This is a genomic window from Hydrogenophaga sp. (assembly GCF_031426985.1).
Taxonomy (GTDB): Bacteria; Pseudomonadota; Gammaproteobacteria; order Burkholderiales; family Burkholderiaceae_C; genus Hydrogenophaga.
The window spans coordinates 1-23218 of sequence record NZ_JASJOY010000229.1 but is presented as its reverse complement, the minus strand read 5'-3'; the positions used below and the strand labels follow the sequence as shown (position 1 = coordinate 23218).

Here is a 23218-nt window from a genome sequence, read left to right as displayed (position 1 = left end):
CGGGCACGGCCCGTTGACGACACACGACCATGAACCTCCAGCACGCCAACCCCTACCCCAGCACCCGCCTGCCGCTGTTCGCGCGCAACGTCGTCAGCACCTCGCACCCGCTGGCCGCGCAGGCCGGGTTGCGCATGCTGCTGGCCGGCGGCAACGCGGTGGACGCGGCGATCGCCGCCGCCGCGGCGCTGACCATCACCGAGCCGGTCAGCAACGGCCTGGGTTCGGATGCGTTCTGCATCCTCTGGGACGGGCAGCGCCTGCACGGCCTGAACGCCAGCGGCCCGGCGCCCATGGCCTGGACACCCGGCTACTTCCACCGCAAACACGGCGCCGACGCGCTGACGCCGCCCAAACGCGGGCTGGACGCGGTGACCGTGCCCGGCGCCGTGGCGGGCTGGGTGGCGCTGAGCGAGCGCTTTGGCAAGTTGCCGTTCGCCGACCTGATGCAGCCCGCGATCGAGCTGGCCGAGCGCGGTTACGCGGTGCCGGTGGTGGTGCGGCAGAAGTGGGCCGCCGCCACGCCCGAGCTGCAATCGCTGCCGGGCTTTGCCGACGCCTTCCTGCCCTGGGGCCGCGCACCGCAGCTGGGCGAGCTGTTCCGCTTTCCGGCCGCGGCGCGCGGCCTGCGCGCCATTGCCGACAGCAAGGGCGAGGCCTTCTACCGCGGCCCCATCGCGCAGGCGCTGGCGCGCTTCGCGACACAGCACGGCGGCGCGCTGACCGAAGCCGACCTCGCCGCCTACCGGCCCGAGTGGGTCGAACCGATCGGCCAGGACTACCGGGGTTACACGCTGCACGAGATCCCGCCCAATGGCCAGGGCATTGCGGCGCTGATCGCGCTGGGCATCCTCTCGAACTTCGACCTGGCCGCCCTGAAGGTCGACAGCGTGGCCGCCCAGCATCTGCAGATCGAGGCGATGAAGCTGGCCTTTGCCGATGTGTACCGGTATGTCGCCGAACCCGGCGCGATGGACCTGACGGCCGCGCAGATGCTGGACCCGGCCTACCTGAAGCAGCGCGCCGCACTGATCGACATGAACAAAGCGCAGGACTTCGGTGCCGGCAACCCCGCCAAGGGCGGCACGGTGTACCTCAGCACCGCCGACGAGAACGGGATGATGGTCAGCTTCATCCAGAGCAACTACATGGGCTTTGGCTCCGGCACGGTCGAGCCGACGTTTGGCATCAGCCTGCAGAACCGCGGCCACGGCTTCAACCTGAACACCGGCCCGGGCCGCAACACGGCCAACCTGGTGGCACCGGGCAAGCGGCCCTTCCACACCATCGTCCCCGCCTTCCTCACCAAAGACGGCCAGCCGGTGATGAGCTACGGCGTGATGGGCGCCAACATGCAGCCGCAGGGCCACGTGCAGACGCTGGTGCGCCTGCTCGATCACGGCCAGGGCCTGCAGGCGGCCTGCGACGCGCCGCGCTGGCGCTTCGACGCCGGACTGCACATCAACGTCGAGTCGGTGATGGACCCGGCCACGGTGCAGGGCCTGCAGGCGCTGGGCCACCAGACCCGCAGCATCGACGACCCCTACCAGGACTTCGGCGCCGGCCAGTTCATCTGGCGGCTCGGCGACCCCGGCGCCGAGGGCTATGTGGCCGCCAGCGACCCGCGGCGCGACGGCCAGGCCGTGGGCTTCTGAACTGGCGCCAGGCCCGCCACGCGGGCCTCTACAATCGCGCCCTTTTGCCCGAGGAAGCGCGCACCGTGAACATCGTCGTCCTGGAAGAACTCAAGGCCTACATCGACCCGCTCACGCCCGATGAGCACGACGCGCTGGAACGCAGCCTGCTGGCCGAAGGCTGCCGCGACGCGCTGGTGCTCTGGGGTGACATCCTGGTGGACGGGCACAACCGCCACGGCATCTGCCAGAAACACGGCCTGCCGTTCCAGACGGTGCAGAACCCGAACTTCCAGTCGATGGAAGACGTGCACCTGTGGATGATCGACCAGCACCTGGGCCGGCGCAGCGTGTCGGACTACCAGCGCGGCGTGCTGGCGCTGCGCAAACGCGAGATCGTGGCCGAGCGGCGCGCCAAGGCCCACGCCCAGAAGGCCACCGAGCCGGTGCCCGAAGCACCAACGGGCGACGCCCCGTGGGAAGGCGATGCCCCCTCCGCGGCCCTGGCCGCCGTGCTCGAACCCAAGCCCCTGCAAAGCCGCGAAGACATTGCCCGCGCCGCGCGCCTGAGCAGCAGCCAGGTGGGCATGATCGAGAAGATCCAGAAGCAGGCCACGCCCGAGGTGGTGGCCGCCGTGCGCTCGGGCGACATTTCGCTCAACGCGGCCGCCGTGGTGGCCACGCTGCCTGAAGACGAACAGCGCGCCGCCGCCCTGGCCGGCAAGGACGAACTCAAACAGGCCGCCAAGCGGGTGCGCGAAGCGCGCCGCAAACCGCGCGACGAAGAGGCCGCCCCCGCCGAGCAACAGGCACCGGCCGACACCCCGGCCAGCGACGAGGTGCACACCCTGCGCCAGCGCGTGGCCCAGCTGGAAGCCGAAAACGCCGAGCTGCGCCAGCAGGTGCAGACGCTGAGCGCGCAGCTGGTCTGAGACGCCGCCGAGCGTGACAAGCCACACGCCGGCGGGCCGTTTGCCGGTCGGCCGGGTGCGTCTCGCGTCCAGAACCAGTTCATAAGAACTACAATTTCTCACCAATGCAATACCTTTTGTTGCAGTCCAAACTGGAGACACCACATGCGCACACTGACATCCCAAGAGCTCTTCGCAGTGGCCGGCGGCCAATCGGACGGCGAGAACTGCCACCGCGACAACGGTTGGGGCAACCTCGACGACGACGCCCCCGGTGGCTCGCTGCCCCACAACCGTGCCGAGAACAACGTGCGTCCCGGCGCCGCCCACCAGATCTGGGGCACCCCGGCCTCGCCGAACTCCGACGTCTGCGGCTGCAATCCGCTGTAACCGCACGCCGCCCCCAAAAAACCACCCCGCCGGGTGGTTTTTTTTGGGCGCTGCGGGGGGGGCACCCCTGATGCGCACCAGGGCCCGGGTTTGCCCTGATATTGATGTCATCGATTCGTTGAATCCGCACAATCCATTTCCCGGATACCGACCGTCTCCGTAGAGTTGCGCCTCATCCGAGCCAGGCCCCCGCGCCGGGCCGGATGACGAGCACAACAACTTCGGAGACAACCCATGAAAGTTCGACTTCATGTCGGGGCAGCCCCTGCGCTGCCGCCCGGCCGGCTTCGCACACTCTGTTCACTGGTGATCGGCGTGCTGGCCGCGCAGTCGGCGGTCGCGATCGAGATCGACACCGGCAACCCGGACTGGAAACTGCGCTGGGACAACACGGTCAAGGTCAGCCTGATGCAGCGCCTGAAGGACGCGTCGCCCACGCTGTCCGCCCAGCCGCCGCTGACCGTCAACCAGGACGACGGCGACAACAACTTCAAGAAAGGTCTGGTGTCCAGCCGGCTCGATCTGCTGACCGAGATCGACCTGACCGGCCCGAGCTACGGCGCGCGGGTCAGTGGCGCCGCCTGGTACGACAGCGTCTACAACCGCTCCACCGACAACGCCGGCTTCACCGCCAACCACCGGCCCGGCCAGGCCTTCGCCACCGAGACGCGCGACCTGATGGGCCGCAAGGTCGAGCTGCTGGACGCGTTCGTGTACAGCAACTTCGAGATCGGCGAGCGCCGCGCCTCGGTGCGCGCCGGGCGTCACACCCTGCTGTGGGGCGAGAGCCTGTTCTTCGGTGCCAACGGCATCGCGGGCGGCCAGGCGCCGCTGGACCTGACCAAGCTGCTGTCGGTGCCCAACGCCACCTTCAAGGAAGTGGCGCGCCCCACCGGCAAGGTTTCGGGCCAGGTGCAGCTCACGCCCGATGTGTCGGTGGCCGCCTACCTGGCCTACGAGTGGGACAAGACCCGGCTGATGCCGGCGGGGGCCTACCTCTCATCCAGCGACTCGATGGGCCCGGGCGCCGAACGCATCCTGGCCGGGCCGACCGCCTCCTTTGAGCGCCAGCCCGATCTGGACGCGAAGGACAGCGGCCAGGGCGGCGTGCAACTGCGCTGGCGCGCACCGTCGATCGACACCGACTTCGGCCTCTACGCGATCCGCTACCACGCCACCACGCCCAGCAACGTCAACACGGTGCTCACCGGCTTCCCGCCCGCGCTCACGCCCAGCAGCTACCGCTGGCTCTACCACGAGGGCGTGCGCGCCTATGGCGCCAGCTTCGCCAAGTCGATCGGGGAATGGGGCCTGGCGGGTGAGGTGTCGGTGCGCCAGAACACGCCGCTGGCCAGTTCGGGCCAGTCCACGCTGGCCAACATCGGCGTCAACGCCGGGCTGAACAACAACAGCAACCCCGGTTACGCCGTGGGCGAAACGGCGCACGCACAGCTCTCGTGGATCGCGTCGCTCGGGCCCTCGTTCCTGTCGAATGAAGCGTCGTTCGTGGGCGAGGTGGCGTGGAACACGCGGCTGAAAGTCACCCGCAACGCCCACATGCTCAACCCCAATGCCGACAAGTCGGCCGTGGCCACCCGCATGGTGTTTTCGCCCAGCTACCGCCAGGTGCTGCCGGGCCTGGACCTCTCGCCCTCCATCGGCCTGGGCTACACCAAAGGCAAGTCCTCGGCCATCGGCCCGGGCTTTGGTGTGGACGGCGGTGGTGACCTGAGCCTGGGCCTGAACGCGGTCTACCTCGGGGCCTGGAACCTGGGCGTGAACTACGTGCATTACCTGGGCAAGGCCGCCCCCACGGTGGACGCCAACAACAACGCGGTTTTCCAGCAGTCGCTCAAAGACCGCAACTACCTGACGGTGTCGCTGCGCACCACCTTCTGATCGAGGACCCCCCATGAAACACACCACCCTCTGGGCCGCCGCGCTGCTGCTGCCCCTGGTCGCAACCTCTGGCGCCCAGGCCGGCGTGACCGCGCAGGAAGCCGCCCGCCTGAAGACCGACCTCACCCCGCTCGGCGGCGAACGCGCCGGCAACAAAGACGGCAGCATCCCGGCCTGGACCGGCGGCTACACCACCGCCATCCCCGGCTTCAAGAACGGCGGCCGCCGCGGCGATCCGTTTGCGAACGAAAAGCCGCTCTACAGCGTCACGTCCGCCAACCTGGCCGAACACGCCAGCAAGCTGACCGAAGGCACCGTGGCGCTGCTCAAGAAGTACCCGCAGACCTTCCGCATCGACGTCTACAAGACCCACCGCACCGCGGCCGCGCCGCAATGGGTGTACGACAACACGTTCAAGAACGCCACCAACGCCAAGATCGAAAACGAGGTGGTCAAGGGCGCCTTCGGCGGCATCCCCTTCCCCATTCCCAAGAACGGCGAAGAGGTCATGGCCAACCACGAACTGCACTGGCGTGGCGAGGCCTGGCAGGCCGACTTCCGCGGCTACCTGGGAACCGCCAGCGGCCAGCGCGTGCTCTCGGTCGAGGGCCGGGGCGACTTCCAGATGCCCTACTACGCCAACGGTGAGGCCGCCAGTTTCAACGGCGAGCACTGGCAGATCCGCCTGGTCAACAGCGGCCCGCCGGTGCGCGCGGGTGAAGCCGTCACCGGCCGCCAGAACCTGGACCAGGACAAGACCGCTTCGTGGGTCTACCTGACCGGCCAGCGCCGCGTGCGCAAGCTGCCCAACGCCTGCTGCGACACCCCCACGCCGGCCAGCGCCGGGGTCGCCAGCTTCGACGAAGTCGACGTCTTCGGCGGCCGCGGTGACCGCTTCGACTGGAAGATCGTGGGCAAGCAGGAGATGCTGATCCCCTACAACAGCAACCGCCTGCACACGCCTGCCAAAGACAGCGATGTGCTGCTGGCCAACCACCTGAACCCGGACCACGTGCGCTGGGAGCTGCACCGCGTCTACGTGGTGGAGGCCACGCTCAAGGCCGGCCAGCGCCACCAGGCGCCCAAGAGCCGCTACTACGTGGACGAAGACACCTGGGTGGCCGTGCTGGGTGACCGCTGGGACGCCAAGGGCCAGCTCTGGAAGACCGTGTGGTCGCACCCGGTGGTCATGCCCGACCTGCCGGCCACCACGCCGCAACAGCAGTGGGGCTTCAACGACCTGATCTCGGGCGCCTGGTACGCCAGCGGCGTGGTCAACGAACGCAACCAGCACTACAAGATCGTGCCGCGCCGGAACGAGAGTTTCTTCACACCCGACGCCATGGCCGGCGAAGGCGTGCGCTGAAGAGGCCACCCGATGCGTGTTCCGATCTTCATGGCTGCGGCGCTCGCCGCGGCCGGGGTGACCTGCGCCGCCGCCCCGGTGGGCGATGCCCTGCTGCGCCCGGCGCTGAGCGTCAAGGCGCCGCAGCGCAGCGTGCTGCTGTCGGCGGCCGAGGCGGGCCAGCGCATCGTCGCGGTGGGCGAGCGGGGCCTGGTGGTCCTGAGCGACGACCGCGGCGCCAGCTGGCGGCAGGCGCCGTCGCCGGTCAGCGTGACGCTGACCACGGTGCGCTTTGCCGACGCGTCGAACGGCGTGGCCGTGGGCCACGGCGGCACGGTGCTGACCACCGCCGACGCAGGGGCGAGCTGGACGCTGCGGCTGGATGGTCGGCGCCTGGCCGCGGTGGCCAAGGCCGCCGCGGCCACACCCGCCGCCCAGCAGGACGCCGAGCGCCTGATCGCCGACGGCCCGGACAAGCCGTTTCTGGACGTGCTGCTGTGGGACGCTAAGCGCCTGCTGGCCGTGGGCGCTTACGGGCTGGCCTTCTACAGCGCCGACGGCGGCGTGAGCTGGGCGCCCTGGATGGACCGCCTGCCCAATCCCAAAGCCCTGCACTGGTACGCCGCGCGCCGCGTGGGCGACACGCTGCTGCTCGCCGGCGAGCAGGGCCTGCTGGCCCGTTCGGACGACGGCGGCCAGCACTTTGAGCCCTTGACCACCCCCTACAAGGGCAGCTGGTTTGCGGCCGAGATCCAGGTCAGCGGCCACTTTGTGGTGGGCGGTCTGCGCGGCCAGGTGTGGCGCTCGGGCGACCGTGGCGCGCAATGGACCGCCCTGCCCTCGCCGGTGCCCGCGACCATCACCGCCATGGCGGTGGCACCCGAAGGCGGCCTGCTGCTGGCCAGCCAGGCCGGCGTGGTGTTGCGGCTGGCGGGCGAGACCCTGGCCCCGCTGAAGGCGGCCCCCGTGCCCATGCCCTCGGCCCTGCTGCCGCTGCGCGGCGGGCCCTTGCTGTCGCTGGGCGTGGCCGGCGTGGTGCCGGTCGCGGCACCGGAGGCACGGCCATGAACGCCCGCGCTTTCGACCCCCGCTCGGGCTCGCTGATCGAGCGCGCGCTGTTCAACCACCGCGCCGTGGTCGTGCTGCTGTGCGCCCTGGTCACGCTGCTGCTGGGCTGGCAGGCCACGCGCCTGCAGCTCAACGCCAGCTTCGAGAAGACCATCCCCACCAGCCACCCCTACATCCAGAACTACCTCGCGCAGCAGGCCGAACTGAGCGGCCTGGGCAATGCGGTGCGCATCGCGGTGGCGCCATCAAAAGGCAGCATCTACGACGCGAAGCACCTCGACACCCTGCGCCGCCTCTCCGACGAGGTGTTCCTGCTGCCCGGTGTGGACCGCGCGCGCATGAAGTCGCTCTGGACACCCACCACCCGCTGGGTCGGCGTGACCGAAGACGGTCTGGAAGGCGGGCCGGTGATTCCCGATGGCTTCGACGGTTCGCCGGCCAAGCTGCAAGAGCTGGCCGCCAACGTGGCGCGCTCGGGCGAAATCGGCCAGACCGTGGCGCGCGATGCACAGTCGTCGGTGATCTTCGTGCCGCTGCTGGCCAAGGACGCCGAGGGCCGGGCCATCGACTACGCCCAGCTGTCCGCCCGGCTGGACGGCCTGCGTGCGAAGTACGAAGCCGAAGGCGTTGCGCTGCACATCACCGGCTTCGCCAAGATCGTGGGCGACCTGATCGATGGCGTGAAAGCGGTGCTGGTGTTCTTCGCCATCGCCGTGGCCATCGCCACCGCCATGGTGTTCTGGTACACGCGCTGCGTGCGCTCGACGCTGCTGGTGGTGCTGGCCTCGCTGATCGCGGTGGTCTGGCAGCTGGGCCTGCTGCCGCTGCTGGGCTATGCGCTGGACCCGTACTCCATCCTCGTGCCCTTCCTGGTGTTCGCCATCGGCATGAGCCACGGCGCGCAGAAGATGAACGGCATCATGCAGGACGTGGGCCGCGGCGTGGACCAGCTGGTGGCCGCGCGCTTCACCTTCCGCCGCCTGTTCCTGGCCGGGCTCACGGCCCTGCTGGCCGACGCGGTGGGTTTTGCGGTGCTGCTGGTGATTGACATCCAGGTCATCCGCGAGCTGGCCATCGCGGCGTCCCTCGGCGTGGCGGTGCTGATCTTCACCAACCTGATCCTGCTGCCGATTCTGCTGAGCTACACCGGCGTGAGCGCGAGCGCCGCGGCGCGCAGCCTGCGTTCGGAACAGGCCGACGCGGCGGGCGCCGACAAGCACCCGATGTGGGCCTTTCTCGACCGTTTCACCCGGCGCCCCTGGGCCACGGGGGCCGTGGTGGCCGGGCTGTTGATGGGGCTGGGCGGCTTCGCGGCCAGCACGCAGCTGCAGATCGGCGACCTGGACCCGGGCGCGCCCGAGCTGCGCGCCGACAGCCGCTACAACCGCGACGTGGCCTTCATGAACGCGGCCTACGGCGCCGGCAGCGACGTGCTGGCCGTGATGGTCAAGACGCCCGAAGGCCAGTGCTCGGCCTACGACACGCTCAACAAGGTCGACGCACTGGAATGGGAGCTGCGCCAGATCGACGGCGTGGAAAGCACCAACACGCTGGCGCTGCTCAACCGTCGCGTGCTCTCGGGCCTGAACGAAGGCAACCCGCGCTGGTACGAGTTCCTGCCCAACCAGGACATGCTCAACACGGTGACGGCCGGCGCGCCGCGCGGGCTCTACAACGACGCCTGCGGCCTGCTCACGGTCTACGTCTACCTGCGCGACCACAAGGCCGCCACGCTCGGCCAAGTGGTGGACCATGTTGAAGCCTTCGCCCGGGTCAACAACACCGCCGACACGCAGTTCCTGCTGGCCGCCGGCTCGGCCGGCATCGAGGCGGCCACCAACATTGTCGTCAAGGACGCGTGGCGCACCATGCTGCTGCTGGTCTACGGCGCCGTGGTGCTGCTGTGCTTCATCACCTTCCGCTCCTGGCGCGCGGTGGTGGTGGCGGTGCTGCCGCTGGTGGTGACCTCGTTCCTGGCCGAGGCTTTGATGGTCGCCCTGGGCATGGGCGTGAAGGTGGCCACGCTGCCGGTGATCGCGCTGGGCGTGGGCATCGGCGTGGACTACGCGCTCTACATCCTGTCCATCACGCTGGCCCAGCTGCGCGAAGGCAAGAGCCTGTCCGACGCCTACTACCGCGCGCTGCTGTTCACCGGCAAGGTGGTGATGCTCACCGGCATCACGCTGGCCGTGGGCGTCATCACCTGGGTGGCTTCGCCCATCAAGTTCCAGGCCGACATGGGCTTGCTGCTGGCCTTCATGTTCCTGTGGAACATGCTCGGCGCCCTGGTGCTGCTGCCCGCGCTCGCGCATTTCCTGCTCAAGCCCCGGACCGCGGCACCAGACCTGGTGGCCGAAGCCTTCGGTGCACAACCGGCCATTCGCTGAAGGGAGACCACCATGTACCAACACCTGCTGGTTCCCCTGGACGCGAGTCCGCTGGCCGCCGTGCTGACCGAGCGCGCCGTGGGCTACGCCAAGGCCACCGCCGCCCGCATCAGCTTTCTGCACGTGCGTGGCGACCTGAGCAGCCAGGGCGACGGTGCGCTGCTGCACGCGCTCTCGCCCGCCCTGTTTGACCAGGCGGCCTCGGGCAACGCCCGCATCCTGGTGGCCCGGGCCGAGGCAGCGGCGCGCGCCGCGGGCGTGCCGGCCGAGGCCCTGGTGGTCACCAGCAGCCGGCCGGCCGAAGCCATCGTGCAGGCGGCGCACGCCCAGGGAGCCGACCTGATCGCGCTGGCGTCGCACGGCCGGCGCAAGGGCTTGAAGGCGGCGCTCATCGGTTCGGTCACGCGCCAGGTGCTGGAGACGGCCGGCCTGCCGGTGCTGGTGATGGCGGTGGAAACCCACCTGACCGAACGCAGCGACGAACAGCGGGCACTGGCCGTGCTGCGCGAAGAGCACCGCTCGCTGGCGGCCGTGCTAAACGCCCTGCTGGCCGAGGTGCAGCGCCCGGCCGCGGCGCAGGACCCGGCCCTGCTGAGCGCGATGCTGTTCTACATCGAGCAGTTTCCCGAGCGCCTGCACCACCCCAAGGAAGAGTCCCAGCTGTTTGCACGCCTGCGCCAGCGCACCCCGGCCTTCGACGGGCTGCTGGCCGAGCTGCAAGCCCAGCACGCACAGGGCACGGCCACCTTCACCGCCTTGCAAGGCCGCCTGAAGGCCGGCGACGCGGCGGGCTTCGCGGCGCAGGTGCAGGCCTTCGCGCAGCAGCAGTGGCGCCACATGGACCACGAAGAAAAGGTCGTGCTGCCCGCCGCCAGCGAGCACCTGTTGCCGGCGGACTGGCGCGCCATTGCCGACGCCTTCGAAGCCAACGCCGATCCGCGCCTGGGCGACGGCGGCTCGTTCGACCGCCTCGCCTCCCGTCTGCTCGACCTGGCCCGCCGGGGCTGAGCCCTCCGTTTCATCCACCCCTCTGTTCTGTCACCACCCACCACCATGTTCAAGTACTTCCCCACCAACTACGTCTGGAACCTCTCGGTCAATCTGGCCATCGAGATGGGCGCACGGATCGGCGAGATCGAAACCATGTGCGCACCGCTGCAGGAAGCGGCCAAGGCGCCCGACGCCGCCGGCACCCAGGCCTTTCGCCAGACCTGGGTGAAGATGGCCGACCAGCTGTGCGAACTGGCCGCCGAAGACGAGGCCAGGGGCCGCCTGTTCTCCGCCGGGGAAAAGTACCGCCGCGCCGCGGCCTACCTGATCACCGCCGAGCGCCTGCAGGCCCACGACGCACCGGGTCGCCTGGACCTGTACCGCCGCGAGCTGGCGCTGTTCCACAAAGGTGCCGGCCTGATGCGCGACCGGGTCCAGCGGGTCGAGATTCCTTACGGCGGCTCCCATCTGTCGGCGCTGTACTTCCCCGCCGAAGGCCTGCAGCCGGGTGAGCGCGCACCGGTGCTGGTGCAGCTCAACGGCCTCGACTCGACCAAGGAGATGAAATACCTGGTGGGCCTGTCGTGGTGGCTGTCCAAGCGCGGCGTGTCCTCGCTGATGGTCGATCAGCCCGGCACCGGCGAGGCCCTGCGCCTGCAAGGCCTGACGGCGCGCTACGACGCCGAGCACTGGGCCAGCCGCGTGGTGGACTGGCTGGAACAGCACCCGCAGGTCGACCCCCAGCGCATCGGCTGCGAAGGCGTGTCGCTGGGCGGTTACTACTGCCCGCGCGCGGTGGCCATGGAGCCGCGTTTTGCCTGCGGCGTGGCCTGGGGCGCCAACCACGACTGGCGAGACGTGCAGAAGCGCCGCCTGGAGAAGGAAGGCGACTTCCCGGTGCCGCACTACTGGGCCCATGTCTGCTGGGTCTGGGGCGCCAAGGACGTCGAAGATTTCATGCGCATCGCCGAAGACGTGCACCTGGACGGCGTGATCGAGAAGATCAAGGTGCCCTTCCTCGTCACCCATGGCGAGCGCGATTCGCAGATCCCGCTGAAGTGGGCGCACCGCACCTACGAGCAGCTGGTCAACAGCCCCAAGCGCGAACTCAAGATCTTCACCGACCGCGAGGGCGGCGTGCAGCACGCGAGCTTCGACAACAGCATCAACGCCGGCCATTACATCGCCGACTGGGTGGCCGCCACCCTGGGCGCGCGCACCGCCTGAACCGCTTCATCAGCAAGGAACCCCTCATGAAAATCACCGGACTCGAAACCCTGGTCTTCGGCGTCGAAGACCTCGCCGGCTGCGCCCAGTACCTCAAGGACTACGGCCTGATCGCCGTGCGCGAAGACGCCACCGGCGGCCGCTACGAAGCGCTGGACGGCTCGGCGGTCGAACTGGCCCTGGCCAGCGACAGCGCCCTGCCCCCGGCCATGCCCAACGGCTGCCTGCTGCGCAAGACCGTGCTGGGCGTGGCCGACGCCGCCACACTGGACGCGATTGCGGCCGAGCTGGGCACGGACCGCGCCGTCAAACGCCTGGCCGACGGTGGCCTCGAATCGATGGACGACGCCGGCTTCACGCTGGGCTTCCAGGTCTCGCGCAAGCGCGACCCGGGCCTGCCCGGCGAAATCGCCAACGTGCCGGGCTCGCCTTTTCAGCGCCCCGCCAACCACCTGGGTGTGAACGGCGCCGCGGGCCAGATCCGCCCGCGCACGCTCTCGCACATCGTCTACTTCGTGCCCGACGTGGCCCAGGCAGAAGCCTTCTACGTCAAGCGCCTGGGCTTTCGGTGCACCGACCGCTTCACCGGTGTCGGCCCCTTCCTGCAGCCCGGCGGTTCGCTGGAGCACCACTCGCATTTCCTGATCGGGGCCCCCGAGTTCATGAAGGGCGTGGAGCACTTCACCTTCCACTTCAGCGGCCCGACCGAGGTGCTGCAGAACGGCCACCGCTTCATCGACAAGGGCTACCAGGCCTTCTGGGGCCCGGGCCGCCACCAGCTCGGTTCGAACTGGTTCTGGTACTTCAACAGCCCGTTCGCCTGCCACGTGGAGATGGACGCGGACATGGACCTGCACGACAACGCCTGGACGGCGCGCGAGGTGGCGATGAGCGCCGACGCTTCGCAGGCCTTTTTGCTGCGCTACCGCGACAAGTGGATGCCCGGCCCGGGCACCCCGCACGAAGGCGACTACGCCTGAACGCCATGACACGCCCCCTGTTCCACACCGCCGAACTGGCCGAAGGCCAGGTGCGCGGCTTCGACCCCGGGGGGACGGGGCAGGACAGCCTGTTCGTGCTGCGGCACCAGGGCCGGCTGCACGCCTGGGCCAACGTGTGCCCGCACATGGGCGTGCCCATGGCCTGGCGCCGGCACGCGCACCTGAACGCGGCCAGCACCCATGTGCAGTGCCACGCACACGGCGCGCTGTTCGACATGGCCAGCGGGCTGTGCGTGCAGGGCCCGTGCCTGGGACAGTCGCTGCAGCGGCGCGAGCTGCGGGTCGACGACCACGGCCAGGTGCGGGTCCTGGCGGCGTAGAACCAGTTTTGAAACATCAACACAAAGAGGTGGAGACATGACAGCAGTGAACAAGGTATTGGTGGTCGGGGGCGGTTTCTCCGGCATGGCGGCGGCCATCGAGCTGCGCAAGGCCGGCGTCGCGGTGAATCTGGTCGAGCAGGACCCGCACTGGTGCCCACTGGGCGCGGGCATCACGATCGGGGGCCCGACGCTGCGCGCCCTGCAGGTGCTGGGGGTGTACGAGGAGGTGGTCGAGCAGGGATGCGTGACCAACGGTGTCGACATCTGCCTGCCCAACGGTCACACGGTGGCCGAGCTGCCCACCCCCACGCCGGTGGGGTCGAACGTCGCGGGTGGCGGCGGCATCATGCGGCCGGTGCTGGCGCGCATCCTCGCGCAAGCCACGCGGCGGGCCGGGGTCGACGTGCGCCTGGGCTGCACCTGGACCACGATCGAACAGGACGCCGAGGGCGCGGACGTGCGCTTCGACGACGGCAGCACCGGCCGCTACGACCTGGTGATCGGCGCCGACGGCGTGCATTCCAGACTGCGCGAGACCTACTTCCCCGAGGTCAGGGCGCCCGAGTACATCGGCCAGGGTGTCTGGCGCGCGGTGATGCCCAGACCCGACGCCATCGTCCGCCCGCGCATGTGGCTGGGCCATCACATCAAGGTGGGCGTCAACCCGGTGTCGCAGACGCACATGTACATGTTCATCACCGAAGACCGGCCGACCAAGGAGCACATCGACCCCGCCACCTGGCCACAGGTGTTTGCCGGGCTGATGAAGGGCTTCCCCGACCCGCTGATCGAGGCCCTGATCCCGCACGCGCTGGCCGCCGAGGCCGCCATCGACTACCGCCCGCTGGCCAACCTGCTGGTGCCCGCGCCCTGGAACCGGGGCCGCGTGGTGCTGATCGGTGACACCGTGGCCGCGACCACACCGCACCTGGCCTCGGGCGCGGGCATCGGCATCGAAAGCGGCATCGTGCTGGCCCAGGAGCTGTCCAGCACGGCCGACCTGCAGACCGCGCTGGACCGGTTCCACGCACGCCGTTTTGCGCGCTGCGAGCTGGTGATCCGCAACAGCGAAGCCCTGTGCCGCATCGAGATCGAAGGCGGCGACAAGCAGGAACACGGCCGCATCATGCGCGAGTCGCTGATGGCCCTGGCGCAGCCGATCTGAGGCCGACCCGCAATGAACACACGTTCCACCAGCACCCTGGGCCAGGGGGCCCTGATCGTCGCCCACTGCGCCGGCATGGTCGATCTGGTCGCCCTGCCCGTCTGGGTCGGCACCCTGATCCAGCACCACCAGCTCGACCCCCAGCAGGCCGGTGGCCTGGCCACCCTGTTCCTGATCGGCGCGGTGCTCTCCAGCGTCTTCCTGGCCTCGCGCTTCCAGCACCTCAAGGGGCGCTGGATCGCGGCCAGCGGGTACGCGCTGGCGGCGGCCTGCTTCGGCCTGCTGTCGCAACCACAGGACTACCCCACCATGGCGGCGCTGCACGCGGTCGCCGGCCTGGCCGCCGGGGCGTCACTGAGCATCACCCACGGCACCATCGCCCGCAGCCACAACCCGCACCTGAAGTTCGCCATGGTCGGCATCGGCCTGGGCGTCTTCGCCGTGCTGTTCCTGGGGGCCTCGCCCAAGCTCATCGCAGAGGCTGGCGGTGCGATGCTGTTCACCCTGTTCGGCGCGGTGATGCTGGTGGCCGCCCTCGTCTGCGCCATCGGCTTTCCCGAACCCGAGCGCGAGGCCGGCAGCGCCACCACCACCGCAGCCCCCATCCCGCGCGTGGTCTGGTTCGGCATCGTGGGCATCAGCGCCATGGCCCTGGTGCAGTCCATGACCTTCAGCTTCCTCGAACGCGTGGGCCACGACCGCGGCTTCAGCCTGGCCCACATCACCGGGGTGCTGGTGGCGCTGGGCATGGTCAACCTGCTGCCGGCCGCGCTGGCGGCCGTGCTGGAAAAGCGCTGGAGCGCGCGCCGCGTGCTGCTGGCCGGCCCGGTCATCCAGGCGCTGCTGGCCGTCACCATCATGAACGCGCCCAGCTTCTACGCCTACGCCGGTGCGGCCTCGGTGTTCGCCGCCGTGATGATCTTCACCCACACCTTCGCCTTCGGGCTGATGGCGCGGCTCGAACCCAGCGGCCGCGCCATGGCGGCGACCCCCGCGATGCTGATGGCGGGCGCCGCCATCGGGCCGGTGCTGGGGGGCACGCTGGTCAAAACCGCCGGCTACGGCAGCCTGGGACTGGTCGCACTGCTGATCGGCACCCTGGCCGTGTTCTGCATGTCCCGCCTGCGCGAACAGCCCACCACACCCCTGGCTCAGGAGGCCACATGAAACCCACACGCCGCTTTGTCGACCTGTCGATCTACCTGGAAAACGACGTGCTCTCGGACCCGCCCCCGCTGGCGCCCAGGATCACCTACCAGAAACACGCCGACACCCTGCCGGAGTTCATGGCCATGATCCCGGGCACCCAGCCCGAGGACTACCCCGACGGCGAAGCCGCCGCGGCCGAGTGGGTGACGCTGACCACGCACAACGGCACGCACCTGGACGCGCCCTGGCATTTCCATTCCACGCAGGACGCGAAGAACGGCGGCAGCCGCCCCAGCATCACCATCGACCAGGTGCCGCTGGAATGGTGCTTCCAGAACGGCGTGAAGCTGGACTTCCGGCATTTCCCCGACGGCTACGTGGCCACCGCGGCCGATGTCGAAGCCGAGCTGGCGCGCATCGGCCACACGCTGGAGCCGCTGGACATCGTGGTGGTCAACACCCGCGCCGGTTCGCGCTACGGCCACAACGACTTTCTGGGCGCGGGTTGCGGCATGGGTTACGAGGCCACCATGTACCTGCTCGAACGCGGTGTGCGCCTGACCGGCACCGACGCCTGGAGCTGGGACGCGCCGTTCTCGTACACCGCGAAGAAGGTGGCCGAGACCGGCAACAAGGCCCTGATCTGGGAAGGCCACAAGGCCGGCCGCGACATCGGCTACTGCCACCTGGAGAAGCTGCACAACCTCGAAGCCCTGCCGCCCACCGGCTTCACCATCAGCTGCTTCCCGCACAAGATCCGCGGCGCGTCCGCAGGCTGGACACGGGCGGTGGCCATCTTCGACGACACCCTCTGACCCCGGAGCCCGCCATGACGCTGAACACCCTCTCACGCCGCCAGCTGCTGGCCGCCCTCGCCGGCACCGGTGCGTTGGCCACCGTCCCCATGGTGCGCGCCCAGGCGCGGTATCCCTCGCGCCCGGTCAAGCTGGTCGTACCCTTCCCCGCCGGCACCTCGCCGGACGTGATTGCGCGGCTGTGGGGCGAGCGCTTCGCCAAGCTCGCCGGCCAGCCCGTGGTGGTGGAGAACAAGCCAGGCGCTGGCACCATCATCGCGGCGCAGGCCATGGCGGGCGCCGCGCCCGATGGCCACAGCCTGTTCTGGACGGTGAACAACACCTTCTCGATCAACCCTTTCGTCTACAAGAAGCTGCCCTACAGCCTGGACGATTTCATGCCGGTCACGCGCGTGCTGTCCGTTCCCTTCGTGCTGCTGGTCTCGGCCGAGTCGAAGATCCGCAGCCTGGCCGACCTGGTGGCCGCGGCCAAGGCCGCGCCGGGCAAGCTGACCTACGCCAGCGCGGGCGTCGGCACCTCCCTGCACGTCGTGATGGCACGGCTGCTCAACGCAGCCGGTGTGCAGATGACGCACGTGCCCTACAAGGACTACTACGTGCCGGACGTGATCGCGCAGCGCATCGACGCCGCGTTCGACGCCTCCACCACCGCCATCGCCCAGATCAAGGGCGGCAAGGTGCGCGCGCTGGGCATCTCCAGCGCCACGCGGGTCGAGGCCCTCAAGGACGTTGCGCCCATCGCCGACACCTACCCCGGCTTCGTCGGCGAATCGTGGCACGGCGTGTTCGCGCCCAAAGGCACGCCAGACGACATCGTCGCCACGATCAGCGCGCATGCGCAAAGCATCGTCGGCGAGGCCGACTTCCGCCAGACCCTGCACGGCTACGGCCTGGTGCCGGTGGCGGGCAACCCCGCCAGCTTCCACCAGTTCCTGGCCGACGACGCCAAGGCCTGGTCGCAGGTCATCCGCAACAACCAGATCAGCCTCGACTGAACCTCAAACAACAGGAGACACACCATGACATTTCTGAACCGTATGGCGGCGGCAGCGCTGGGCCTGTTGATGCTGGGCGGCGCGCAGGCGCAGACCCGGGTGATCACCCTGGGCACGCAGGGTGGCCCCTTCCCGAGCGCCACCCGCTCACAGCCCGCCAGCGCGCTGGTGGTCAAAGACCGGGTCTACCTGATCGACGCCGGCAACGGCGTGAGCCAGCAGCTGGTGAAGGCGGGCCTGGACCACCGAAAGGTCGGGCAGATCTTCATCACCCACAACCACGACGACCACAACGCCGACTGGGGCACGCTGATGGGCCAACAGTGGGCCACCGGCCGCCGCCAGCCCACCCATGTGTACGGCCCCGCCGGCACCGAAGCCATGCTGCAGGGCTTCCTGGCGTACTTCAAACCCAACGCCCGCATCCGCATGGCCGACTCGAAAGGCATGACGCCGCCGGACAAGCTGTTCATGGCCCACGACTACGCCGGCAATGGCGAGGTCTACCGCGACGACCTGATCACCGTCACCGCGGCCGAAAACTGCCACTTCGGCAAGGGCGGCGCCGGCGACAGCGGCCTGGACCATTCCTATTCCCTGCGCTTCCAGACGCCCGACAAGGTGATCGTCTTCAGTGGCGACACCGGCAACTGCGCGCAGGTGCAGGCCCTGGCCCAGGGTGCCGACCTGATGGTCCACGAGGTGATCGACCTGGACCTGATCGAGAAGTCGATGATGGCCCAGCTGCCGGCGCCGGCGGTCCAGGCCCTGATGCGCCACATGCGGGACGAACACACCACCGCCGAGGACGTCGGCCGCATCGCCAAGGCGGCGGGCGTGAAACAGCTGGTGTTCAACCATGTCACGCCGGGCAAGGACGAGCCCGACAGCGTCTACCTGGATCCGGCCCGCAAACACTTCGACGGCCCGATCACGGTGGCGCGCGACCTGATGTCGTTCTGATCAACCCGTTGCCGAAGGCCTGGACTGCCCATGCATGCGAACCCCTCATTTCCTGCGATCCACCGCGTCGTCACCGGCCACGATGCCGACGGCAACGCCATCGTCGCGCACAACGGCCCGCTGCCCACCGTGGTCGAGATCGCCGCGATCCCGGGCACGGTGTTCCACGAGGTCTGGAGCACCACCGGCGCCCCCGCCCCGGTGGGCAACGGCGCCGACCCGACGCTGGGCCCGCTGATGCTGCCGCCGCCCCAGCTGGGCACGCGCATGCGCTTTGTCGACATCCCGCCCGACACGGCCGAGTTCCTGGCGCACGGCGCGGCCAACATGCAGGCGGCGTTCAGCCAGATTGGCGACGAGAAGGCGTCGACCGTGCAGGCGCATTCGCCGCACCCGCTGATGCACCGCACCGAGAGCGTGGACTACGGCATCGTGATCGAAGGCGAGATGACCCTGGTGCTCGACGATGGCGAGGTGCTGCTCAAGCCCGGCAGCGTGGTGGTGCAACGCGGCACCAACCACGCCTGGGCCAACCGCTCGGGCCGGCCCTGCCGCATGCTGTTCGTGCTCGTCGACGGGCGCTACGACCCGGCCATCGCCCCCACCCTGACCACCCACTCCTGATGCCATGAAACTCTGCACCCTCTCCAACGGCACCCCCGACGGCCAGCTGGCCGTGCTCTCGGCCGACCTGCGGCACTGCGCGATCGCCGACGGCATCGCCCCCACCCTGCAGGCCGCGCTGGAGCACTGGACCCGCGTCGAACCCGCCCTGCGCCAGCTGGCCCAGGACCTGGACGCCGGCCGCTGCGCAAACGCCCGCCCCTTCGACCCGGCGCAGGCGCTGGCCCCGCTGCCGCGCGCCTGGCAGTGGCTGGACGGTTCGGCCTTCCAGTCGCACGGCGACCTGATGTCCACCGTGTTCGGCACCGAACCCCACGCCTACGACGAACGCCCGCTGATGTACCAGGGCCTGTCCGACCGCTTCCTGCCCGGCCACGCCGACGTGCCCGTGCCCAGCGAGCAGGACGGCATCGACTTCGAGGGCGAGTTCGGCGTGCTCACCGACGCCGTGCCCATGGGCGCCTCCAAAGCCCAAGCGGCGACCCACATCCGCCTGGTGGTGCTGATCAACGACTGGTCGCTGCGCCGCATCGCGCCGGTGGAAATGAAGACCGGCTTCGGCTGGATCCAGGCCAAACCCGCGTGCAGCGTGGCGCCCATCGCCGTCACGCCCGACGAACTGGGCGACGCCTGGCAGCACGGCCGGGTGCGGATGCGGCTGGAGGTGGACTGGAACGGGCGGCGCTTTGGCGCCGCGCACGGTGGCGCCATGGCCTTCGGCTTCGACGACCTGGTGGCCCACGCCGCCTACAGCCGCGACCTGGTGCCCGGCACCCTGGTGGGCTCGGGCACCGTGTCCAACCCGGACTACCGCGAGGTGGGTTCGTCCTGCATCGCCGAGCGCCGCGCCATCGAGATGCTGGACGAAGGCGCGGCCCGCACTCCCTACATGGCCTTTGGCGACCACGTGCGCATGGCGGCGCGTTTTGACGACGGCCGCGATGGCCCATTCGGGGCCATCGACCAGCGCGTGGTCCGTGCCGGGGGCGCCTGATGCGGGTGCTGGTCACCGGCGCCGGCGGCTACGTGGGCGGCGCCCTGGTGCGGCGCCTGCTGGCCGACGGCCAGATCGCCGGGCGGACGCTGGGCGAACTGGTCGCCACCGACCTGCGGCTCGATGGACTGCCCAGTGATGCGCGCCTGCAGGCGGTGGCCGGGGATCTGTCTCAGGCCGCCACGCAGGACGCGCTCTTTGCCGCTCCGCTGGACGTGGTGTTCCACCTGGCCAGCGTGCCGGGCGGCACGGCCGAGGCGCAGCCCGCGCTGGCGCGCCGCGTCAACCTCGACGCCACGCTGGACCTGTTCGACCGCAGCCGCCAGCAGGTGGAAGCCGGCGGCGCGGTGCCGCGCGTGGTGTTCGCCAGCACCATCGCAGTCTATGGCCTGCCCATGCCTGCGATGGTGGACGACACCACACCGTGTTCGCCCCAGATGAGCTACGGCGCGCAGAAATGGATGGGCGAGATCGCCCTGGCCGATGCGAGCCGCCGTGGCTGGGCCGATGGCGTGTCGCTGCGCCTGCCCGGCGTGCTGGCCCGCCCGCCCGCGCCCACCGGCCAGCTCTCGGCCTTCATGAGCGACCTGCTGCGCGAACTCTCGCAGGGCCGCGCTTTCACCTGCCCGACCGGCCCCGACGCGACCACCTGGGCCTCGTCGATCCACAACGTGCTGGACAACCTGCTGCACGCGGCCGTTGTCGCCGCCGACCGCCTGCCGGCATCGCGCGCGCTGCTGCTGCCCACGCAACGCTTTGCCATGGCCGGGCTGGTGGCCGCCGTGGAGCAGGTCTTCGGCACGCCGGCGCAGGCGCTGGTGCGCTGGGCGCCAGACGCGCACATCGAGCGCCTGTTCGGCCGCTTCCCGGCCCTGCAGACCCCGGCAGCGGCCGCCGCCGGGTTCGCGCCCGACGGCGACCTGCCGACCCTGGTGCGGCGCTCGCTGGCACCGGCCTGAGCCGGCCGCACCGCGGCCGTCAGACCGCGCCGGCGTACAGTGGATCGTCGATGCGGGCGGCGGCTTCGTGCAGCAGGCTGCGCAGCCACACCAGACCGGGGTCGCGCGTGCGGTACTTGTGCCACTGCATGGCCTGGTGGAAGTGCACGGCCGGCAGCGGCACCGGCTTGAGCACCACCGGCACAGCCGGCAGCACGCGCCGCACCAGCCGCGAGTGCACGGTGCCGATCAGGTCCGTGCCCACGACCATGAACGGGATGGAGCCGAAGCTGTAGGTCGAGACGGCGATCCGCCGCTCCAGGCCCTGGATGTTGGTGAACCACCGGTCCAGCACCGGCAGCTGGTCGTCGGTGGGGTTCATGACGACGTGCGAGGCGCCCATGTAGCGCTCGAGGGTCATCTCGCCTTCGGCCAGCGGGCTGTCCCGCCAGACCGCGCACACGAAGTGGTCCTCGAACAGCCGTTCCTGCGGGTGGTCGGGCGAGCAGAAGATGTCCGGGATGATCAGCAGATCGGCGGCGCCCCGCTCCAGGCTGCGATACGGGTGGGCCACCTGGTTCTTGAGGCGCAGGCGGACGCGGCTGCCCTGCTGCGAGGCCAGCGCCAGCAGGCGCGGAATCAGCACCTCCATCGAATAGTCCGACACGAACATCGTGAACTCGCGATCGGACGCCCGGGGGTCGAACTCCGGCTGGGCCGCGACCGTGGTGTCGATGCGCAACAGCACGTCCTTGACCGCTTCGTGCAGCACCTCGGCGCGTGGGGTCAGCTCCAGCTTGCCCCCCACGGGCACCAGCAGTTCGTCGTCGAAATACTGGCGCAGGCGAGACAGCGCATTGCTCATGGCCGACTGGCTCAGGTAAATGCGTTCGCCCGCCCGCGTGACGTTGCGTTCGGTCAGCAGCGCATCGAGCGCCACCAGCAGGTTCAGGTCGAGCTTCTTGAATCGCATGGGTCGGGCTGGGTGAGCGCCCGAGTATCGATGATCAGACGGTCGGCTGCAGGAACACGCGCGCCTTGCGCGGCGAGACCACCAGGGTCTCACCCTCCTGGAAGCCGAGTTCACGGAACTGCTGCGCCGGGATCTGCGCCTCGATCAGCGGGTCGTGGCCTTCGCGCCGCGCGGCGTCCACCGGCATCAGCTCCAGGCGCGCGATGGGGCCGACGACGATGGCGCGGTCCAGCCGGGCCACGATGCCCTGCGGGCGGCCGGCGGCGTCCAGTTCGGCGCCCGCCTGATAGCGGTGCACGTCGAGGTCGTGCGGGCGCACATAGGCAAAGGCCTGGGCGTTCTGGGCGCTGGCGTGTTCGGGCGTCTGGATGGCGACGCCGTCCAGGTGCTCCCCCAGGAAGATGTGGCCTTCGTGGGCGCGGCCGTGGAACAGGTTCACGTCGCCCAGGAAGCCATACACAAAGGGACTGGCCGGGTGGTCCCACACGTCCTGCGGCGAGCCAACCTGCTCCACCACGCCCCGGTTCATCAGGACCACGCGGTCGGCCACCTCCAGCGCCTCTTCCTGGTCGTGCGTGACGAAGATGGACGTGACGTGCAGCTCGTCGTGCAGGCGGCGCAGCCAGCGGCGCAGTTCCTTGCGCACCTGGGCGTCGAGTGCGCCGAAAGGTTCGTCGAGCAGCAGCACCTTGGGTTCCACCGCGAGCGCGCGCGCCAGGGCGATGCGCTGGCGCTGGCCGCCCGAGAGCTGTGAGGGGTAGCGGTCCGCGATCCAGTCGAGCTGCACCAGCTTGAGCAGGTCGGTCACCTTCTGACGGATCTGCGCTTCGCTCGGCCGCTCGCCGCGCGGCTTGACGCGCAGGCCGAAGGCCACGTTCTCGAACACTGTCATGTGGCGGAACAGCGCGTAGTGCTGGAACACGAAGCCCACGTTGCGCTCGCGCACGTGCACGCCGGTCGTGTCTTCGCCGCTGAAGTGGATGCTGCCGGTGTCCGGCGTTTCCAGGCCGGCGATGATGCGCAGCAGCGTGGTCTTGCCGCAGCCCGAGGGGCCCAGCAGGGCCAGCAGTTCGCCGGAGTCGATGTCGAGGTTGAGGTTCTTCAGCGCGTGGAAGCTGCCGAAGTGCTTGTTGACGTCGCGGATCTGGATGCTCATGTTGTCGTCCTCGTTCGGGTCAGGCGGTGGCCACGGCGGCTGGCGCGGCGCGTGCGTTCGGGTTCTCGGGCGGCAGTTCGGCGATGGCCTTCATCTCGCGCTGGTGGCGCCACTCGACCACGCTCTTGATGGCCAGGGTGACCAGGGCCAGCAGGGCCAGCAGCGAGGCCACGGCGAAGGCAGCGACCGACTGGTATTCGTTGTAGAGCACCTCGATGTGCAGCGGCATGGTGTTGGTCTGGCCGCGGATGTGGCCCGAGACCACCGACAC

Annotated in this window: 21 protein-coding genes and 1 pseudogene; 19 read left to right on the top strand and 3 right to left on the bottom strand. The window is 69.7% G+C overall.

The annotated features are described in order from the left end of the window. Nucleotides 1-29: 29 nt before the first annotated feature. The 19 genes from RMP09_RS23140 (at nt 30) to RMP09_RS23050 (ending at nt 20839) form a co-directional block, all read left to right on the top strand. Nucleotides 30-1655 (top strand): gamma-glutamyltransferase family protein, encoded by a 1626-nt coding sequence (locus RMP09_RS23140; protein ID WP_310568328.1) that lies wholly within the window; start codon nt 30-32, stop codon nt 1653-1655. A 65-nt stretch (nt 1656-1720) separates the two neighbouring features. Next, nucleotides 1721-2566 (top strand): plasmid replication/partition related protein, encoded by an 846-nt coding sequence (locus RMP09_RS23135; RefSeq protein ID WP_310568327.1) that lies wholly within the window; start codon nt 1721-1723, stop codon nt 2564-2566. A 144-nt stretch (nt 2567-2710) separates the two neighbouring features. After that, entirely contained in the window at nt 2711-2935 is a 225-nt protein-coding gene (locus RMP09_RS23130; protein ID WP_310568326.1) for a hypothetical protein, read from the top strand. A gap of 234 nt (nt 2936-3169) precedes the next feature. Then, the gene (locus RMP09_RS23125) at nt 3170-4834 is read left to right on the top strand and encodes a DUF1302 domain-containing protein (RefSeq protein WP_310568325.1); all 1665 of its coding nucleotides are present in this window, start codon (nt 3170-3172) and stop codon (nt 4832-4834) included. A 13-nt stretch (nt 4835-4847) separates the two neighbouring features. Then, nucleotides 4848-6200 (top strand): DUF1329 domain-containing protein, encoded by a 1353-nt coding sequence (locus RMP09_RS23120; protein ID WP_310568324.1) that lies wholly within the window; start codon nt 4848-4850, stop codon nt 6198-6200. A gap of 12 nt (nt 6201-6212) precedes the next feature. Then, nucleotides 6213-7247 (top strand): hypothetical protein, encoded by a 1035-nt coding sequence (locus RMP09_RS23115; RefSeq protein WP_310568323.1) that lies wholly within the window; start codon nt 6213-6215, stop codon nt 7245-7247. Further along, nucleotides 7244-9634 (top strand): efflux RND transporter permease subunit, encoded by a 2391-nt coding sequence (locus RMP09_RS23110; protein WP_310568322.1) that lies wholly within the window; start codon nt 7244-7246, stop codon nt 9632-9634. The genes RMP09_RS23115 and RMP09_RS23110 overlap by 4 nt, the downstream gene beginning before the upstream one ends. Nucleotides 9635-9646: 12 nt before the next feature. After that, nucleotides 9647-10642 carry a universal stress protein gene (locus RMP09_RS23105; protein WP_310568321.1) on the top strand — a complete coding sequence of 332 codons (996 nt, stop codon included), beginning with the start codon at nt 9647-9649 and terminating at the stop codon, nt 10640-10642. Between the two features lie 45 nt (nt 10643-10687). Beyond that, nucleotides 10688-11851, top strand: a complete 1164-nt coding sequence (locus tag RMP09_RS23100; RefSeq protein WP_310568320.1) for an alpha/beta hydrolase family protein — start codon at nt 10688-10690, stop codon at nt 11849-11851. A 26-nt stretch (nt 11852-11877) separates the two neighbouring features. Beyond that, on the top strand, nt 11878-12831 hold the full coding sequence (locus RMP09_RS23095) for a VOC family protein (RefSeq protein WP_310568319.1): 954 nt from the start codon (nt 11878-11880) through the stop codon (nt 12829-12831). A 5-nt stretch (nt 12832-12836) separates the two neighbouring features. Then, nucleotides 12837-13172, top strand: coding sequence for a Rieske (2Fe-2S) protein (locus RMP09_RS23090; protein WP_310568318.1), 336 nt, complete (start codon nt 12837-12839; stop codon nt 13170-13172). Nucleotides 13173-13209: 37 nt separating this feature from the next. Further along, a complete protein-coding gene (locus RMP09_RS23085) occupies nt 13210-14340 on the top strand; it encodes an FAD-dependent oxidoreductase (RefSeq protein ID WP_310568317.1) in 1131 nt (376 codons plus the stop codon). A 12-nt stretch (nt 14341-14352) separates the two neighbouring features. Continuing rightward, nucleotides 14353-15507 carry an MFS transporter gene (locus RMP09_RS23080; RefSeq protein WP_310568316.1) on the top strand — a complete coding sequence of 385 codons (1155 nt, stop codon included), beginning with the start codon at nt 14353-14355 and terminating at the stop codon, nt 15505-15507. Beyond that, on the top strand, nt 15504-16304 hold the full coding sequence (locus RMP09_RS23075; protein WP_310568315.1) for a cyclase family protein: 801 nt from the start codon (nt 15504-15506) through the stop codon (nt 16302-16304). Before RMP09_RS23080 ends, RMP09_RS23075 begins: the two co-directional genes overlap by 4 nt. A gap of 14 nt (nt 16305-16318) precedes the next feature. After that, nucleotides 16319-17299, top strand: a complete 981-nt coding sequence (locus RMP09_RS23070) for a tripartite tricarboxylate transporter substrate binding protein (protein ID WP_310568314.1) — start codon at nt 16319-16321, stop codon at nt 17297-17299. Nucleotides 17300-17323: 24 nt separating this feature from the next. Next, nucleotides 17324-18262 carry an MBL fold metallo-hydrolase gene (locus RMP09_RS23065; RefSeq protein WP_310568313.1) on the top strand — a complete coding sequence of 313 codons (939 nt, stop codon included), beginning with the start codon at nt 17324-17326 and terminating at the stop codon, nt 18260-18262. Nucleotides 18263-18292: 30 nt separating this feature from the next. After that, nucleotides 18293-18886, top strand: a complete 594-nt coding sequence (locus RMP09_RS23060) for a cupin domain-containing protein (protein WP_310568312.1) — start codon at nt 18293-18295, stop codon at nt 18884-18886. Between the two features lie 4 nt (nt 18887-18890). Next, the gene (locus RMP09_RS23055) at nt 18891-19880 is read left to right on the top strand and encodes a fumarylacetoacetate hydrolase family protein (protein WP_310568311.1); all 990 of its coding nucleotides are present in this window, start codon (nt 18891-18893) and stop codon (nt 19878-19880) included. After that, a complete protein-coding gene (locus RMP09_RS23050) occupies nt 19880-20839 on the top strand; it encodes an NAD-dependent epimerase/dehydratase family protein (RefSeq protein WP_310568310.1) in 960 nt (319 codons plus the stop codon). The genes RMP09_RS23055 and RMP09_RS23050 overlap by 1 nt, the downstream gene beginning before the upstream one ends. A gap of 19 nt (nt 20840-20858) precedes the next feature. Here RMP09_RS23050 and RMP09_RS23045 read toward each other — a convergent pair whose 3' ends face one another. The 3 genes and pseudogenes from RMP09_RS23045 to RMP09_RS23035 form a co-directional block, all read right to left on the bottom strand. After that, nucleotides 20859-21791: a LysR family transcriptional regulator gene (locus RMP09_RS23045; RefSeq protein WP_310568309.1), complete on the bottom strand. Its 933-nt coding sequence runs from the start codon at nt 21789-21791 to the stop codon at nt 20859-20861. 34 nt (nt 21792-21825) lie between these two features. Continuing rightward, nucleotides 21826-22947 (bottom strand): sulfate ABC transporter ATP-binding protein, encoded by a 1122-nt coding sequence (locus tag RMP09_RS23040; RefSeq protein ID WP_310568308.1) that lies wholly within the window; start codon nt 22945-22947, stop codon nt 21826-21828. Nucleotides 22948-22966: 19 nt separating this feature from the next. Continuing rightward, nucleotides 22967-23218, bottom strand: a pseudogene (locus tag RMP09_RS23035) (sulfate ABC transporter permease subunit CysW); the annotation flags it as partial.

Excerpts from the sequence above, each read along its gene's own strand:
- RMP09_RS23140 (WP_310568328.1), top strand. The coding sequence starts at position 30 with ATGAACCTCCAGCACGCCAACCCCTACCCCAGCACCCGCCTGCCGCTG.
- RMP09_RS23130 (WP_310568326.1), top strand. The coding sequence starts at position 2,711 with ATGCGCACACTGACATCCCAAGAGCTCTTCGCAGTGGCCGGCGGCCAA.
- RMP09_RS23125 (WP_310568325.1), top strand. The coding sequence starts at position 3,170 with ATGAAAGTTCGACTTCATGTCGGGGCAGCCCCTGCGCTGCCGCCCGGC.
- RMP09_RS23120 (WP_310568324.1), top strand. The coding sequence starts at position 4,848 with ATGAAACACACCACCCTCTGGGCCGCCGCGCTGCTGCTGCCCCTGGTC.
- RMP09_RS23115 (WP_310568323.1), top strand. The coding sequence starts at position 6,213 with ATGCGTGTTCCGATCTTCATGGCTGCGGCGCTCGCCGCGGCCGGGGTG.
- RMP09_RS23110 (WP_310568322.1), top strand. The coding sequence starts at position 7,244 with ATGAACGCCCGCGCTTTCGACCCCCGCTCGGGCTCGCTGATCGAGCGC.
- RMP09_RS23105 (WP_310568321.1), top strand. The coding sequence starts at position 9,647 with ATGTACCAACACCTGCTGGTTCCCCTGGACGCGAGTCCGCTGGCCGCC.
- RMP09_RS23100 (WP_310568320.1), top strand. The coding sequence starts at position 10,688 with ATGTTCAAGTACTTCCCCACCAACTACGTCTGGAACCTCTCGGTCAAT.
- RMP09_RS23095 (WP_310568319.1), top strand. The coding sequence starts at position 11,878 with ATGAAAATCACCGGACTCGAAACCCTGGTCTTCGGCGTCGAAGACCTC.
- RMP09_RS23090 (WP_310568318.1), top strand. The coding sequence starts at position 12,837 with ATGACACGCCCCCTGTTCCACACCGCCGAACTGGCCGAAGGCCAGGTG.
- RMP09_RS23085 (WP_310568317.1), top strand. The coding sequence starts at position 13,210 with ATGACAGCAGTGAACAAGGTATTGGTGGTCGGGGGCGGTTTCTCCGGC.
- RMP09_RS23080 (WP_310568316.1), top strand. The coding sequence starts at position 14,353 with ATGAACACACGTTCCACCAGCACCCTGGGCCAGGGGGCCCTGATCGTC.
- RMP09_RS23075 (WP_310568315.1), top strand. The coding sequence starts at position 15,504 with ATGAAACCCACACGCCGCTTTGTCGACCTGTCGATCTACCTGGAAAAC.
- RMP09_RS23070 (WP_310568314.1), top strand. The coding sequence starts at position 16,319 with ATGACGCTGAACACCCTCTCACGCCGCCAGCTGCTGGCCGCCCTCGCC.
- RMP09_RS23065 (WP_310568313.1), top strand. The coding sequence starts at position 17,324 with ATGACATTTCTGAACCGTATGGCGGCGGCAGCGCTGGGCCTGTTGATG.
- RMP09_RS23060 (WP_310568312.1), top strand. The coding sequence starts at position 18,293 with ATGCATGCGAACCCCTCATTTCCTGCGATCCACCGCGTCGTCACCGGC.
- RMP09_RS23055 (WP_310568311.1), top strand. The coding sequence starts at position 18,891 with ATGAAACTCTGCACCCTCTCCAACGGCACCCCCGACGGCCAGCTGGCC.
- RMP09_RS23050 (WP_310568310.1), top strand. The coding sequence starts at position 19,880 with ATGCGGGTGCTGGTCACCGGCGCCGGCGGCTACGTGGGCGGCGCCCTG.
- RMP09_RS23045 (WP_310568309.1), bottom strand. The coding sequence starts at position 21,791 with ATGCGATTCAAGAAGCTCGACCTGAACCTGCTGGTGGCGCTCGATGCG.
- RMP09_RS23040 (WP_310568308.1), bottom strand. The coding sequence starts at position 22,947 with ATGAGCATCCAGATCCGCGACGTCAACAAGCACTTCGGCAGCTTCCAC.